This window comes from Pseudomonas sp. KBN12P06040, assembly GCF_037574965.1.
GTDB classification, from domain to species: domain Bacteria; phylum Pseudomonadota; class Gammaproteobacteria; order Pseudomonadales; family Pseudomonadaceae; genus Pseudomonas; species Pseudomonas aeruginosa.
Window position 1 is genome coordinate 4953138 of record NZ_JBBELS010000001.1, and the last position, 13547, is coordinate 4966684.

The 13547-nt window shown below is 68.7% G+C and carries 15 protein-coding genes; 7 read left to right on the plus strand and 8 right to left on the minus strand.

The features are described 5' to 3' along the window. Positions 1 to 29: 29 nt before the first annotated feature. Together olsB and olsA are read left to right on the plus strand one after the other, a co-directional pair. On the plus strand, positions 30 to 785 hold the full coding sequence (gene olsB / locus VQ067_RS23265) for an L-ornithine N(alpha)-acyltransferase (protein ID WP_003093970.1): 756 nt from the start codon (positions 30 to 32) through the stop codon (positions 783 to 785). Next, positions 785 to 1561 carry a lyso-ornithine lipid O-acyltransferase gene (gene olsA / locus VQ067_RS23270; protein WP_023875884.1) on the plus strand — a complete coding sequence of 259 codons (777 nt, stop codon included), beginning with the start codon at positions 785 to 787 and terminating at the stop codon, positions 1559 to 1561. Before olsB ends, olsA begins: the two co-directional genes overlap by 1 nt. Here olsA and VQ067_RS23275 read toward each other — a convergent pair. Together VQ067_RS23275 and VQ067_RS23280 are read right to left on the minus strand one after the other, a co-directional pair. Continuing rightward, positions 1558 to 2418 (minus strand): universal stress protein, encoded by an 861-nt coding sequence (locus VQ067_RS23275; RefSeq protein ID WP_019485786.1) that lies wholly within the window; start codon positions 2416 to 2418, stop codon positions 1558 to 1560. The two genes, olsA and VQ067_RS23275, sit on opposite strands and share 4 nt — an antisense overlap. A gap of 149 nt (positions 2419 to 2567) precedes the next feature. Beyond that, positions 2568 to 3140, minus strand: coding sequence for an acyl carrier protein phosphodiesterase (locus VQ067_RS23280; RefSeq protein WP_003093976.1), 573 nt, complete (start codon positions 3138 to 3140; stop codon positions 2568 to 2570). A 152-nt stretch (positions 3141 to 3292) separates the two neighbouring features. Between VQ067_RS23280 and pyeR the strand changes: the two genes are divergently transcribed. Genes pyeR through VQ067_RS23295 form a run of 3 tightly spaced genes read left to right on the plus strand, consistent with a single transcriptional unit; the run spans position 3293 to position 5899 of the window. After that, positions 3293 to 3595 carry an ArsR family transcriptional repressor PyeR gene (gene pyeR, locus VQ067_RS23285; RefSeq protein ID WP_003093978.1) on the plus strand — a complete coding sequence of 101 codons (303 nt, stop codon included), beginning with the start codon at positions 3293 to 3295 and terminating at the stop codon, positions 3593 to 3595. A 48-nt stretch (positions 3596 to 3643) separates the two neighbouring features. Beyond that, the gene (locus tag VQ067_RS23290) at positions 3644 to 4810 is read left to right on the plus strand and encodes an MFS transporter (RefSeq protein ID WP_003103801.1); all 1167 of its coding nucleotides are present in this window, start codon (positions 3644 to 3646) and stop codon (positions 4808 to 4810) included. Between the two features lie 36 nt (positions 4811 to 4846). Beyond that, positions 4847 to 5899, plus strand: coding sequence for an alkene reductase (locus VQ067_RS23295; RefSeq protein ID WP_003103810.1), 1053 nt, complete (start codon positions 4847 to 4849; stop codon positions 5897 to 5899). A 59-nt stretch (positions 5900 to 5958) separates the two neighbouring features. Here the strand turns inward: VQ067_RS23295 and VQ067_RS23300 are convergent, their stop codons facing one another. The 4 genes from VQ067_RS23300 to VQ067_RS23315 form a co-directional block, all read right to left on the minus strand. Beyond that, on the minus strand, positions 5959 to 6201 hold the full coding sequence (locus VQ067_RS23300) for a FeoC-like transcriptional regulator (RefSeq protein WP_033991150.1): 243 nt from the start codon (positions 6199 to 6201) through the stop codon (positions 5959 to 5961). Beyond that, a complete protein-coding gene (gene feoB, locus VQ067_RS23305; protein WP_003111342.1) occupies positions 6201 to 8501 on the minus strand; it encodes a Fe(2+) transporter permease subunit FeoB in 2301 nt (766 codons plus the stop codon). The genes VQ067_RS23300 and feoB overlap by 1 nt, the downstream gene beginning before the upstream one ends. A 17-nt stretch (positions 8502 to 8518) precedes the next feature. Continuing rightward, on the minus strand, positions 8519 to 8746 hold the full coding sequence (feoA, locus tag VQ067_RS23310) for a ferrous iron transporter A (RefSeq protein ID WP_003103819.1): 228 nt from the start codon (positions 8744 to 8746) through the stop codon (positions 8519 to 8521). Between the two features lie 216 nt (positions 8747 to 8962). Next, a complete protein-coding gene (locus tag VQ067_RS23315; protein ID WP_003093989.1) occupies positions 8963 to 9799 on the minus strand; it encodes an ATPase in 837 nt (278 codons plus the stop codon). 290 nt (positions 9800 to 10089) lie between these two features. On the opposite strand from VQ067_RS23315, the gene VQ067_RS23320 reads away from it, so the two are divergent. Beyond that, a complete protein-coding gene (locus tag VQ067_RS23320) occupies positions 10090 to 10353 on the plus strand; it encodes a hypothetical protein (protein WP_016254086.1) in 264 nt (87 codons plus the stop codon). On the opposite strand, the gene VQ067_RS23325 is transcribed toward VQ067_RS23320, so the two are convergent. Further along, on the minus strand, positions 10354 to 11343 hold the full coding sequence (locus VQ067_RS23325; protein ID WP_003141244.1) for an NAD-dependent epimerase/dehydratase family protein: 990 nt from the start codon (positions 11341 to 11343) through the stop codon (positions 10354 to 10356). Positions 11344 to 11527: 184 nt separating this feature from the next. Between VQ067_RS23325 and VQ067_RS23330 the strand changes: the two genes are divergently transcribed. Then, positions 11528 to 12586, plus strand: coding sequence for a saccharopine dehydrogenase family protein (locus tag VQ067_RS23330; RefSeq protein ID WP_003141247.1), 1059 nt, complete (start codon positions 11528 to 11530; stop codon positions 12584 to 12586). Here VQ067_RS23330 and VQ067_RS23335 read toward each other — a convergent pair whose 3' ends face one another. Further along, positions 12587 to 13489 carry a LysR family transcriptional regulator ArgP gene (locus tag VQ067_RS23335; RefSeq protein ID WP_003120877.1) on the minus strand — a complete coding sequence of 301 codons (903 nt, stop codon included), beginning with the start codon at positions 13487 to 13489 and terminating at the stop codon, positions 12587 to 12589. It lies immediately after the preceding gene. Positions 13490 to 13547: the final 58 nt, after the last annotated feature.

Below are 13547 nucleotides of genomic sequence, written 5' to 3' on the forward strand. Positions count from 1 at the left end.
CCGCGGCGCCGGCCCAAGGAGGCCCAGGCATGACCCAGACCGCCATTACCCGCGAACCCGTCGCCGGACGCCGCCTGAAGGCCGAGCGCCTGAACGGCGCCCGCGCCCTGCGCGAGGCCCAGGCCCTGCGCTACCGCGTATTCAGCGCCGAGTTCGACGCCAAGCTCGAAGGCGCCGAAGACGGCCTCGACCGCGACGACTACGACCGTCACTGCGCACACATCGGCGTCCGCGACCTCGACAGCGGCGCCCTGGTGGCCACCACCCGGCTGCTCGACCATCGCGCCGCCGAACGCCTCGGGCGCTTCTACAGCGAAGAGGAGTTCCACCTCTCCGGCCTCGACGCCCTGCACGGCCCGGTCCTGGAGATCGGCCGCACCTGCGTCGCTCCCGAATACCGCAACGGCGCCACCATCGCGGTACTCTGGGGCGAACTCGCCGAGGTCCTCAACGAGGGCGGCTACCGCTACCTGATGGGCTGCGCCAGCATTCCCATGCGCGACGGCGGTATGCAGGCCAAGGCGGTGATGCAGCGGCTGCGCGAACGCTACCTGTGCACCGACTACCTGCAGGCCGAGCCGAAGAACCCGCTGCCGCCGCTGGACGTCCCGGAAAACCTCACCGCCGAGCTGCCGCCGCTGCTCAAGGCCTACATGCGCCTGGGCGCGAAGATCTGCGGCGAGCCCTGCTGGGACCCGGATTTCCAGGTCGCCGACGTGTTCATCCTGCTCAAGCGCGACGAACTCTGCCCGCGCTACGCCCGCCACTTCAAGGCAGCGGTCTGATGGCGCGGCTGCGCCTGCTGCTGCGCAGCGCCCGCCTGCTCGGGCTGGTCGCGCTCGGACTGGGCCTGGCCGCTTGGGTCAGCCTGCGCGAGCGACTGCCCGGCGCCGACGTCACGCCGCTGCGCCAGCGCCTGACCCGCTGGTGGCTGGCGCGCCTCTGCGCGGCCCTGCCCTTCGAGGTCAGGGTCAGCGGCGAAGCACCCCGGCAACCCATGCTGTGGGTAGCCAACCATGTGTCCTGGACCGATATCCCGCTGCTCGGCGCCCTGGCGCCGCTGACCTTCCTGTCCAAGGCCGAGGTGCGTGCCTGGCCGCTGGCCGGCTGGCTGGCGGAAAAGGCCGGCACCCTGTTCATCCGCCGCGGCTCGGGCGACAGCCGGCTGATCAACCAGCAATTGGCCGAACAACTGCACCGTGGGCGCAACCTGCTGATCTTCCCGGAAGGGACCACCACCAACGGCGAAAGCCTGCGCACCTTCCACGGTCGCCTGATGGCCAGCGCCCTGGAAGCCGGCGTGGCGGTGCAGCCGGTGGCGATCAGCTACCGCCGCGACGGCGTGCCCGATGCGCAGGCGCCGTTCATCGGCGACGACGACTTGCTCAGCCACCTCGGCCGCCTGCTGCGCGGCGAGCGCGGCAGCGTGCATATCCAGCTGCTGGAACCGATCCCCAGCCAGGGCCTGGACCGCGCCGAACTGGCCCGCCAGGCCCAGCAGGCGGTGCGCCTGGCGCTGTTCGGCACTGCCGCCCCTACGCAAACCCGGCGCGCCGCCTAGTCGCGCTTGGGCGGCACCGCCAGCACGTCACATGGTAGGTCGCCGAGGGCCGCCTCGGCCACGCTGCCGATCAGCGCGCGGCGGAAGCCGGTCAGGCCCTGAGTGCCGAGCACCGTCAACTGCGGCGCCTGGCGGCGTACCTCGGTCATGATCACGTTGATCGGCAAGCCTTCGCCGACGCGCAACTGGATGTCCTCGCGGCCCAGCCCCAGGCCGGCGACGTAGTCGCGCAGCTCGACGTTGGCCTTGAGTTCCTCCTGGTCGACGTAATGCTCGACGCGGTCTTCCTTGATCCCCGAATAACGCATCATGCCCTTGGCGAACGGCTCGAAGGCATGCAGCGCGGTGAGGCTGGCGGCGTCGAGGAAGCCGAGCTGGCCGGCCATCTGCACCGCGCGCGTCGAGGTCGGCGAGAAGTCCAGCGCCAGCAGCACCCGGCGGTACTCCTCTTCCGGCGCACCGGCCGCGCGCAGCACCGGGATCTTCGCATTGCGTACCACCCGCTCCAGGGTGGTGCCGATGAACAGGTCGCGCAGCGGCGTGTGCCGGTGCGCGCCCATCACCAGCAGGTCGGCGCCGATCTCCTCGGCCACCGCGTTGATCACCACCACCGGATCGCCGACCCGCACGATCGCCTTGGACTCGACGCCGAGGCGCTCCTTCAGGGCCTGTCCGTTCACTTCCAGCAGGTTGGCGATGGCCAGCCGTTGCGGCGCGATCAGCACCGGCGGCTGGTCGTCGTCGAGCACGTTCAGCACGGTCAGATCGGCATTCCTCGCCTTGGCCAGCGCCGCGGCGCGCATGACCGCCAGCTCGGAACGCGAGGACAGGTCGGTCGCCACCAGGATTCGTTTCATCTTCCACCTCCATTGGCAGAGCGTTGAACGTCGGCCCCATTGAACGATCGACGCGACCGCTGCCGGTTGATGTGCATCAAGCGGATGCTTCGGACTGAAACAATTGATAGGTGATTCCGCCGGCCGGGCCAATGGCCGCTGCGCCAGGCTCAGCGCTGGCTCAGGGCGAAAGCCTGGAGTTGCGGGTAGAAGGCGCGGAAATCCGCGCTCAGGTCATCGTAGCGCTGGGCCAGTTCTTCCCAGGAGCCGTCCAGCAGGTGCGGTCGCGACAGCCTCCGCGACATACCGCCCAGCACTTCGCGCAAGACCGCGAACTCGCGGTAGCTGCCCAGCCAGTCCTGGGCCGCCATCCGCGGCGCGATGCGCGCCAGGCGCTCCGGCAGCGGCGAGGCGGTGCGCAGGGTGCCGTAGACCCGCTCGACGAACTGCGGCAGCGGTTCGTCGGCGTAGTCGTTCCAGTCGCGCGCCAGGCAGTGGTCGAAGAACACGTCCAGCAGGACGCCGGCGAAACGCCGGCGCTCCAGCGGGAAGCGCCGCTTGGCCGCATGCACCAGTGGGTGGCTGTCGGTGAAGGCGTCGATGCGCCGGTGCAACTGGATGGCCCGCTCGATCTCGTCCGGCCATTGTCCCTGCAGGCGGCCCTTGACGAAGTCGCCGTACAGGCTGCCGAGCAGTTGGGCCGGTTGCGGGCCGCCGAGGTGGAGATGCGCGAGGTAGTTCATGCGGGCTAGCTTACCCCAGGGACGGAACGGTCGTTTCGATCATCGTCATCAGCCCTGTCGATAGCGACTATCGTCGCAATCGATCCCCATATCGTCCCACACCGATATATAGTTCGTCCCAACCCGATATGGACGGCCAACGGACCACCGCCATGCCACTGGACATCGACGAAATCATCAAGGCTCTCTCCCACCCGGTGCGACGCGACATGCTGCGCTGGCTGAAGGAACCGGAGAAGTACTTCGTCGAGCAGGACCACCCGTTCGAGATCGGCGTCTGCGCCGGCAAGTTCGACCAGCGTACCGGTCTTTCCCAGTCCACCGTATCGGTACACCTCGCCACCCTGCAACGCGCCGGTCTGGTGACCAGCCGCCGGGTCGGCCAGTGGAACTTCTTCAAGCGCAACGAGGAGACCATCCAGGCCTTCCTCGACCAACTCGGCGACGAGCTGTAAGCAGCACTCGCTTCCACCCCACCACCTCGCAGTCCAGGAGCTCGACCGATGCCGGCGTCTCTTCTCGTCCTCGCTTTATCCGCCTTTGCCATCGGTACCACCGAATTCGTCATCATGGGCCTGCTGCCGCAGGTCGCCGGCGACCTGCGGGTATCCATTCCCAGCGCCGGCTGGCTGATCAGCGGCTACGCCTTCGCCGTGGCCTTCGGCGCCCCGCTGATGGCCATGGCCACCGCCCGCCTGGAACGCAAGAAAGCCCTGCTCGCGCTGATGGGCATCTTCATCGTCGGCAACCTGCTCTGCGCGGTGGCCGCCAACTACGGCCTGCTGATGCTGGCGCGGATCGTCACCGCGCTCTGCCATGGCGCCTTCTTCGGCATCGGCTCGGTGGTCGCCGCCAGCCTGGTGGCGCCGAACCGCCGCGCTTCCGCCGTGGCCCTGATGTTCACCGGCCTGACCCTGGCCAACGTGCTCGGCGTGCCGCTGGGTACCGCGCTCGGCCAGGAAGCCGGCTGGCGCGCGACCTTCTGGGTGGTGACCCTGATCGGCGTGGTCGCCTTCGTCGGCCTGGCCAGGGTGCTGCCAAACGACCGCGAGGAAGAGAAGGTCGACCTGCGCCAGGAAATGTCCGCGCTGAAGAACCCGTCGCTGTGGCTGGCCCTGGGCACCACCGTGCTGTTCGCCGCCTCGATGTTCGCCCTGTTCACCTACGTCGCGCCGCTGCTCGGCGAAGTCACCGGGGTCAGCCCGCGCGGCGTGACCTGGACCCTGCTGCTGATCGGCGTCGGCCTGACCGTCGGCAACGTGATCGGCGGCCGCCTCGCCGACTGGCGCCTGGGCACCACCATGGCCGCGGTGTTCGCCGCCATGGCGCTGGTTTCGGCGCTGTTCAGCTGGACCAGCCAGGCCCTGCTGCCGGCGGAAATCACCCTGTTCTTCTGGGCCGCCGCCGCCTTCGCCGCGGTGCCCGCGCTGCAGGTCAACGTGGTCCGCGTCGGGCATGCCGCGCCGAATCTGGTGGCGACCCTGAACATCGGCGCCTTCAACGTCGGCAACGCGCTCGGCGCCTGGGTCGGCGGCAGCGTCATCGACCACGGCCTGGGCCTGACCCGCGTGCCGCTGGCCGCCGCCGCGCTGGCCGCGCTGGCGTTGCTGGCCACCCTGATCGCCTTTTCCGGAAACGGCCGCGCCCAGGCGCAGCCGGTCCTCGATTGATCCCCTGTCCGTCTATTCCCTAGTGGAGGATGTTCCATGGCTACTCTGTTCGATCCCATCGTGCTCGGCGACCTCGAGCTGCCCAACCGCATCGTCATGGCGCCGCTGACCCGCTGCCGCGCCGATGAAGGCCGCGTGCCCAACGCCCTGATGGCCGAGTACTACGCCCAGCGCGCCGATGCCGGCCTGATCCTCAGCGAGGCCACCGCGGTCACGCCGATGGGCGTGGGCTACCCCGACACCCCCGGCATCTGGTCCGATGACCAGGTCCGTGGCTGGAGCAACGTGACCAAGGCGGTGCACGCCGCCGGCGGACGCATCTTCCTGCAACTCTGGCACGTCGGGCGGATTTCCGATCCGCTCTACCTGAATGGCGAGCTGCCGGTGGCGCCGAGCGCCATCGCCGCCGAGGGGCACGTCAGCCTGGTGCGCCCGAAGCGTCCCTACGTCACCCCGCGCGCGCTGGACACCGAGGAGATCGCCGACATCGTCGAGGCCTACCGCCAGGGCGCCGAGCGGGCCAAGGCCGCCGGCTTCGACGGCGTGGAGATCCACGGCGCCAACGGCTACCTGCTCGACCAGTTCCTCCAGGACAGCACCAACAAGCGCACCGACCGCTACGGCGGCTCCATCGAGAACCGCGCGCGCCTGCTGCTGGAAGTCACCGACGCGGCGATCTCCGTATGGGGCGCCCAGCGCGTCGGCGTACACCTGGCGCCGCGTGCCGACTCCCACGACATGGGCGATTCCAACCGCCTGGAAACCTTCAGCCATGTCGCCCGTGAGCTGGGCAAGCGCGGCATCGCCTTCATCTGCGCCCGCGAAGCGCAGGCCGACGACAGCATCGGCGTAGCCCTGAAGAAAGCCTTCGGCGGACCCTACATCGCCAACGAGCAGTTCACCCTCGACAGCGCCAACGCCATCCTGGCCAAGGGCGACGCCGATGCGGTGGCCTTCGGCGTCCCCTTCATCGCCAACCCGGACCTGGTCGAACGCCTGCGCCAGGGTGCCGAACTGAACCCGCCGCGCCCGGAGACCTTCTATACCGGCGGCACCGAAGGCTACCTGGACTATCCGACCCTGGCCTGATCGCGCCAGCCAGGAAGAGCCCGCCACGCTTGCCGTGGCGGGCTCTGTGCTTTGCCCGTCTAGCGCAGGCGGAAATACGGCTCCGGCTCCGCGCACGGATCGCGCTGGGCGCAGCTCTTGCAACCGCCGCCGCAACCGCCCGAGCTTTGCGCAGCCACCCGCTCGACCTTGCCGAGCGCGATCAGCCGCTCCAGGATCGCCTCCACCAGCGCCGGCGGCGCGTCCACCTGGCGGCTGAGCTGTTTAAGCCCACGCGCCTGGCCGTCTTCCAGGGCGGCGCGGATCTGCATGAGTGTCGCCATCAGTGACATCCTCCCTGCCCGCTCGGGGCATCGGCCATTCGGCCTGGCAGTTGCAGTACCTGCTCACGGCCGAACAGACGCAGGCAGGTCATCAGGATCAGGTTGAAGAGCAGCACCACGGCGATGGTCAGGACGCTACGCTCGGGGTGCGCGGCGAAGGTGGCGACCTGGTAGCAGAGGGTCGCCAGCGAGTAGGCGACGTTCAGCCCCCAGAGCACCGAGAAAGCCATCCAGCCCTTGCTGCTTTCCCGGGCGATCGCGCCCATGGCGGTCACGCAGGGCACGTAGAGCAGGACGAAGACCAGATAGCTGTAGGCCGCGATGGGGCTGCCGAACTTGCTCGCCATGGTGCCCATCGAGCCGGTCTCCATGTCGCCGTCGGCCATGCTCGCCTCCACCGGGTTGGCCAGCACGCTGAGGCTGAAGGTATCGACCAGGCCGTCCCAGGTTTCGACCAGGGCGTCGCGCAGTTGCCCGGGCAGGTCGTAGCCTTCGTAGTCGAAGGCCTCGCCCTGGATCTGCTCGGCGGTGTAGAGGGTGTTCAGGGTGCCGACCACCACTTCCTTGGCCATCGCCCCGGTGACCAGGCCGACGGTGGCCTGCCAGTTGTCCGGCTGCACCCCGAGCGGCGCCAGCAGCGGAGTGAGACGCTGGCTGACGCTGGCCAGGGCGGAATGGCCGATGTCGCCCTGCACCGGCTTGCCGTCGAGGGTGATGCTGTTCAGGCCGCCGATCACCAGGCTGACCAGGATGATCACCTTGCCGGCCCGCACCACGAAGCCGCGCAGGCGCGACCAGGTCTGCAGCAGCAGGCTCTTAAGGTGTGGCACATGGTACAGCGGCAGTTCCATGACGAACGGCGAGGCCTCGCCGCGCATCAAAGTGTGCTTGAGCAACAGCCCGGTGAGGATCGCCACGACGATGCCGAGCAGGTACAGGGAGAAGATCACCAGCGCGCCGCCCTGGCCGAAGAAGGCCCCGGCGAATACGGCGAAGATCGCCAGGCGCGCGCCGCAGGACATGAACGGCGCCATCATGATGGTAATCAGCCGCTCGCGCTGCGCGTCCAGGGTCCGCGCACCCATGATCGACGGTACGTTGCAGCCGAAACCGACGATCAGCGGCACGAACGACTTGCCCGGCAGGCCCAGCGCCTGCATCAGGCGGTCCATGACGAAGGCCGCGCGGGCCATGTAGCCGGAATCCTCGAGCAGCGAGAGGAACAGGTACATCAAGCCGATCTGCGGCACCAGCGGCAACACCGTGTTGACCCCGCCGCCGATGCCCTGGGCGAGGAACGCCGTGAGCCAGTCGGGCAGGCCGAAGCGAATGCCCAGCCACTGGATGCCATCGATGAAGATCGCCGACGAGCCCTTGTCGAAGATCGGCTGTAGCGCCCCGCCGATGTTGATGGCGAAGAAGAACATCAGGTACATCACCAGCAGGAAGATCGGCAGGCCCAGCCAGCGATTCAGGACGATCCGGTCGAGCCATTGGGTCAGCCGGTGCGGCTGCGCCTGCTGGTGGTCGCAGACCGCCGCGCAGATCTCGCCGATAAGCCGGTAGCGCGCATCGACGATCGCCAGCTCGGGCTCCTCGCCGCAGCCCCGGCGCGCCTGTTCCAGGGTGGCGGGCGGCAAGCCCAGCGCCGGGCCGTTGAAGATGTCGCCTTCCAGCGCCTGCAACGCCAGCCAGCGCGGCTCGATGGCCGAGGCCGCCGGAGCGCGCGTTTCCAGAAGGTAGCCGACCTGCGCCTGGATGGCCGGCGGGTAGTCCACCGCCAGCGCCGCCTGCGGGACCTGCAACTCGTCGATGGCCGCCTTCAGCTCGTCGATGCCATCGGCGCGGGTGGACACCAGCGGCACCACCGGGCAACCGAGACGCCGCGCCAGACCGTCGATATCGATGCGGATGCGCTGGCTACGGGCGATGTCGAGCATGTTCAGCGCGACGATGCAGGGGATGCCCATCTCCCGCAACTGCACCGTGAGGTACAGGTTGCGCTCCAGGTTCGCCGCATCCACCACGTTGACCAGCACGTCGACTTCGCCGCTGGCGATGTAGCGGCAGGCGATCTGCTCGTCCAGCGAGGCCTGGGCGGAAACGCTGGTCAGCGAATAGGTGCCGGGCAGGTCGACCAGGCGTACCGCGTGGCGGGCGGTGTGGAACGCACCCTCCTTGCGCTCCACGGTGACGCCGGCCCAGTTGCCGACCCGCTGGCGCGAGCCGGTGAGCTGGTTGAACAGGGTGGTCTTGCCGGAGTTGGGATTGCCGATCAGGCCGAGGGTCAATGCGGTCATGGGGATTCCGGGCGGGGTCAGTCGAGCGGGACGAGGGTCAGCAGGGCGAGGTCCTTGCGCCGCAGCGCCAGGCTGGTCTGGCGGGTCTCGACCTGGATCGGGTCGCCCAGCGGGGCGATGCGCACCACGCGCAGCGCCGCGCCGGGCAGAAGCCCCATGGAGAACAGGCGTTGGCGATAGCCGTTGCTGATGGCGGGGGAATAACCGGTGATGCGGTAGGAACGGGACGGTTGCAATGCGCTCATGGCGGATTCCAGGCAGAGGAAGGGACCAATGGCCTCCCTGGCCGGTGACCGAGAATCTAAACGACTCTCACTTAAGGCTCGCTTAAGGACGCAGTATCGGAGTGGAGGAGCAGCGGATTCGCTGATCCAGAGCAATGGAAGCGGGGATTTTCGCCGGGCGCGGCGAACTGTCGCCGCCAGCGCCCGGTGCGACGGGGCGGCTGGCGGCGCAAGGGGTCAGCGGGTATTGAGCTGCTGCTGCAGGTTCTGCACCTGGGCCTGGAGGGTGTTGATGTTGCGCATCACCTGGGTGCGGAAGGCGTCGAACTCGGCGGTATTGCCGCCCTGGGCCGGGCGATTGTCGAGCTGGCTGCGCAATACCAGCAGGTCGTCCTGGATACCCTTGATCGTCTGGCTCGGGTTGCCCTGCTTCTTCAGCGCCGCGACATCGCCGCCGAGGGCCTTGAGTTGCTCGTTGGTCTTGCCCAGTTCGACCTGCAGGGCTTTCAGCTTCTCCTGTTCGGCGGCCAGTGTCTGCAGCTTGCCGTCCAGTTGCGCGACCAGTTGCGCCGCGCTTTCCTGCTGGGCCTTGAGATCGCTGGCCAGTTGATCGAGGCGTTTGCCCTGGCCGCCGAACTGGTTGCTCACATCGGCCTGCTGGCGTTCCTGGCTGCCGAGTTTCTCCTGCAGTTGCTTGACCTGCAGGCGCAGCGCCTCGCGTTCGCTGGTGACGCTGGACTCGCTGGCGACCACCTTGCCGCGAATGTCGTCGAGGCGCCCGGCGGCTTCTTCGCTGATCCTCACGAAGCTTTCCTGGGTCGCCACCAACTGCTGTTCCATCAGGCTGATTTGCTGGTGGCTCCACCAACCCACCCCGGCGAGGGCGATCAGCATCGCCCCGAGCAGGGCCCAGAGCGGGCCGGTAGAGGCCGGACGGCGCTCCTTGGTGTCGACGACCCGGCGCTGCTCCGGTTCGTAGACGTGCCGCGGGTGGTGGCCGAATTCGTCGCGGTCGGCGGCATCGGTGGTCAGGCTGGGCACATCGTCGAGTTCGTCGAAAGCATCGTTACGCATGGTGAAAACCTGTGAAGGGGAACGGCATCCTGCCGGAGGCCTGGAGAAAGGGCCGAACGGCGCATTATATCGGTTCTGCCCCGCCCCTTCAGCGTCTGCTCGAAGCAAATTGCCGGACCGGGGCGCTCCACCGCGAAGCCGTGCGCCCCAAGACGGAGCGAACGCTGTCCGGCACAGACCGCCGCAGGCCGCCGCCGGTTCCCTGCCCCGCACGCCGGCGCTGGTCCGCGGCCCGCATGGCACGTCGCTTGCCTGGGCTTTGCCGGGCAGATTCGAGAGCCGGAGGATGCATGGAGTTGAACAAATCCTTGCTGGATTGCATGCGCGCCGTGCGCCGACGCCTGCGCGAGGAACAGGCGCTGGATATCCACTTCCAGCAACGCGATGCGGTCGCCGCGATGCAGGCGGCCTGCGCCCGCTCCGGCGATGCGACAACGCGGGAGCTGGGACTGCGCCTCGGCAGGCTCAGCGGGGTCGCGCTGCCGCCGGCGGAACCTTCCCTGTTGCCCGCGCAGGCGCCGAGCCGACAATACGCCGGCCCGCTACGCGGCTGATCAGAGTCCCTGGGCGCGCCACCAGGCGCAGAACTCGTCGAGCGCGGTCCACAGGCTGACCCGCGGGTCGTAGTCGAGGTATTCGCGGGCGCGGTTGATGTCCAGGGTGAAGTTCTTCGCCATCACCGCCATGCCCAGGCGGAACAGCACCGGCTCCGGACGCCCCGGCAGGATCCGGCAGACGCCTTCGTTGAGCGCCGCCAGGCCATAGCCGACGGCATACGGCAGGTGACCGCCGACCGGCGGCAGCTCGAGCTGGCGCATCACGTAGTTGACCGCATCCCAGAACGGTACCGGCTGCCCGTTGCTGATGTTGTAGACCTTGCCCAGCGCCGGCTCGCCGGCCAGCAGGCAACTGAACAGCGCGTCGTTGAGATTGTGCACGCTGGTGAAGTCGACCCGGTTCAGGCCGTTGCCGAGGATCCGCAGGCGTCCCTTGCGGTGGGCCTGGATCATTCGCGGGAAGATGCTGGTGTCGCCGGCACCGACCACGAAGCGCGGACGCAGCGCCAACACTTCCAGGCCCAGGTCGCGGGCGCTGAGCACCAGTTGCTCGGCCTGGTACTTGGTCGCCCCGTAATGGTCGGAAAAACGCCGGGGTACGTACTCTTCGTTCAGATCCAGGTGGTCGCGCCCGTCGAAATAGATCGACGGCGACGACAGATGCACCAGGCGCCGCACCTTTTGCCGCATGCAGGCCTCGACGACGCTCTCGGCAAGCCCGACGTTGGCCGCCAGGAAGCGTTCGCGCGGCCCCCAGACTCCGACCGCGCCGGCACAATGCACCACCGCCTCGACATCCTCGCAGAGGCGCAGGACCAGCGCCGGGTCGGCGAGGTCGCCGGGAACGAACTCGGCGCCCCGCGCCACCAGATGCTCCACCGCGTCCGCACGACGACCGCTGACCCGTACCGACAGGCCCTGCTCCAGGGCGAAGCGAGCGAAACGCCCGCCGATGAAGCCCGTCGCCCCCGTTACCAGAATCCGCATTGCGTTTCTCCCGTTGTCCTTCTTGTGCCGCGACTCTAGCAACCCGGAGCCGCGCCACCACTGGCACAGCATGCCAGAACAACGACCTTGCGGGCCGCCGGCACGACTTGCGTTGGGCGACAGAAGCGGCGCTGCGCGCTACAAGGTCTAACCTGAAAGCCACCTGCACGCTGGGAGACGCACCATGGCCAGTCACTGGATGATCTACGGCGCCAACGGCTACACCGGCCGGCTGGTCGCTGAACAGGCGCAGCGCGAGGGCCTGACGCCGCTCCTCGGCGGACGCAACCCGGCCGCCCTGCACGCCCTCGGCAGCCAGCTCGGGCTGGAGTGCCGGGTCTTCGACCTGGGGGATCCGCAGGCCTGCCGCGAAGCCCTGGACCAGGTGAAGGTGGTGGCCCATTGCGCCGGTCCGTTCTCCGCCACTAGCACGCCGATGATCGCCGCCTGCCGTGCCGCCGGCACCCACTACGTGGATATCACTGGAGAGATCGCGGTGTTCGAGCAGGCCCACGCCGGCGACGCCGAGGCCCGCGAGGCCGGCATCGTGGTCTGCCCGGGCGTCGGCTTCGATGTGATCCCCACCGATTGCCTGGCCGCCTGCCTGAAGGAGGCGCTGCCGGACGCGCAACGGCTGGCGCTGGGCTTCGACACCGGCAGCGGGCTTTCGACGGGAACCGCGAAGACCAGCGTCGAAGGCCTCAAGCTCGGCGGCAAGATCCGCGAGAATGGCCGCCTGCGCGACGTACCGCTGGGCTACAAGCGCCGCGACATCGATTTCGGCCGCGGCCTGCGGCACGCCGTGACGATTCCCTGGGGCGACGTGGCCACCGCCTACTACAGCACCGGCATCCCGGACATCGAGGTCTACCTGCCGGCGCCGCCGCTGCTGGCCCTGAGCATGCGCCTGATCGACCCACTGCGTCCGCTGCTCGGTCGGCAACGGGTCCAGGACTGGCTCAAGGGGCAGGTCGACAAACGTATCTCCGGCCCCGACCAGGCGGCCCGCGAGCGTCTGCGCACCTGGGTCTGGGGCGAGGCGCGCAACGCCCGCGGCGAACGCCGCACGGCGCGCCTGGAGACGGCCAACGTGTACGACCTGACCCTGCACGGCGTGCTCCTGGCAGTGCGCCACCTGCTGGACTACCAGGGGCCCGGCGGCTACTTCACGCCATCGCGGTTGCTCGGCGCGCGCTGCGTCGAATCGTTGCCCGGCTCCGGACGAATCACCGTCATCGGCTGATCAACCTGACACCCGCACCAAGCCGTCGCCGGCGCGGGCGAGCAGGTGCTCGGTGAGCGACGCGAGCAGTTCGCCGCCGTTGCGCCAGTAGTGCCAGTACAACGGTACGTCGATGACCTGGCCGGGCAGCAGCTCGACCAGTTCGCCGCGCGCCAGCTCGCCTTGCACCTGGCGCTCCGGCACCAGGCCCCAGCCGAGACCGCCGGCGGTGAGGCGGACGAAACCTTCCGAGGATGGGCAGAGGTGGTGGATGAAACCGCCCTCGACGCCGAGGTCCTTGAGAAAGCGGTGTTGCAGCAGGTCGTCCGGGCCGAACACGATCGCCGGCACGCCGGCCAGGGCGGCCGCCTCGACCCCGCGGGGAAAGTGCCGGGCAATGAAATCCGGGCTGGCCAGGCCGCGATAACGCATGGCTCCGAGCAGCAGCGAACGCGCGCCGGCCACCGGCCGCGCGCTACCGCACACGCAGCCCGCCACTTCGCCCGCGCGCATGCGCTTGAGCCCGACCTCCTGGTCCTCCACCACAAGGTCCAGCAGCACCCGCCGCTCGGCGCAGAAATCGCCCACCGCGGCGGCCCACCAGGTCGCCAGGCTATCGGCGTTGAGAGCGATGCGCAGGCGCTCCGGGGCACCGCCTTCATCCAGGTTCGGCACCCAGCGCTGCAGGTCGCCCTCCAGCAGCCGCACCTGCTGCACATGGTTGAGCAGGCGGCGCCCGAGATCGGTGGGATGCGGCGGCGTCTCGCGCACCAGGACCGGCTGGCCGACCCGCGCCTCGAGCAGCTTGATCCGCTGCGATACCGCCGATTGCGACAGCCCCAGCGCCTGTGCGGCGCGCTCGAAACCGCCCTGCTCCACCACCGCGGCCAGCGCGGCGAGCAACTTGTAGTCGAACAAAATCAGTTTTCCTAATGAGAGATCAGCAGGATTCGTTTTCCTTATAAACCGCCCGCGGCCACAC

What these genes read in the sequence shown, in the direction of transcription:
- olsB (WP_003093970.1), top strand. Translation starts at nt 30, where the DNA reads ATGACCCAGACCGCCATTACCCGCGAACCCGTCGCCGGACGCCGCCTG.
- olsA (WP_023875884.1), top strand. Translation starts at nt 785, where the DNA reads ATGGCGCGGCTGCGCCTGCTGCTGCGCAGCGCCCGCCTGCTCGGGCTG.
- VQ067_RS23275 (WP_019485786.1), bottom strand. Translation starts at nt 2,418, where the DNA reads ATGAAACGAATCCTGGTGGCGACCGACCTGTCCTCGCGTTCCGAGCTG.
- VQ067_RS23280 (WP_003093976.1), bottom strand. Translation starts at nt 3,140, where the DNA reads ATGAACTACCTCGCGCATCTCCACCTCGGCGGCCCGCAACCGGCCCAA.
- pyeR (WP_003093978.1), top strand. Translation starts at nt 3,293, where the DNA reads ATGCCACTGGACATCGACGAAATCATCAAGGCTCTCTCCCACCCGGTG.
- VQ067_RS23290 (WP_003103801.1), top strand. Translation starts at nt 3,644, where the DNA reads ATGCCGGCGTCTCTTCTCGTCCTCGCTTTATCCGCCTTTGCCATCGGT.
- VQ067_RS23295 (WP_003103810.1), top strand. Translation starts at nt 4,847, where the DNA reads ATGGCTACTCTGTTCGATCCCATCGTGCTCGGCGACCTCGAGCTGCCC.
- VQ067_RS23300 (WP_033991150.1), bottom strand. Translation starts at nt 6,201, where the DNA reads ATGGCGACACTCATGCAGATCCGCGCCGCCCTGGAAGACGGCCAGGCG.
- feoB (WP_003111342.1), bottom strand. Translation starts at nt 8,501, where the DNA reads ATGACCGCATTGACCCTCGGCCTGATCGGCAATCCCAACTCCGGCAAG.
- feoA (WP_003103819.1), bottom strand. Translation starts at nt 8,746, where the DNA reads ATGAGCGCATTGCAACCGTCCCGTTCCTACCGCATCACCGGTTATTCC.
- VQ067_RS23315 (WP_003093989.1), bottom strand. Translation starts at nt 9,799, where the DNA reads ATGCGTAACGATGCTTTCGACGAACTCGACGATGTGCCCAGCCTGACC.
- VQ067_RS23320 (WP_016254086.1), top strand. Translation starts at nt 10,090, where the DNA reads ATGGAGTTGAACAAATCCTTGCTGGATTGCATGCGCGCCGTGCGCCGA.
- VQ067_RS23325 (WP_003141244.1), bottom strand. Translation starts at nt 11,343, where the DNA reads ATGCGGATTCTGGTAACGGGGGCGACGGGCTTCATCGGCGGGCGTTTC.
- VQ067_RS23330 (WP_003141247.1), top strand. Translation starts at nt 11,528, where the DNA reads ATGGCCAGTCACTGGATGATCTACGGCGCCAACGGCTACACCGGCCGG.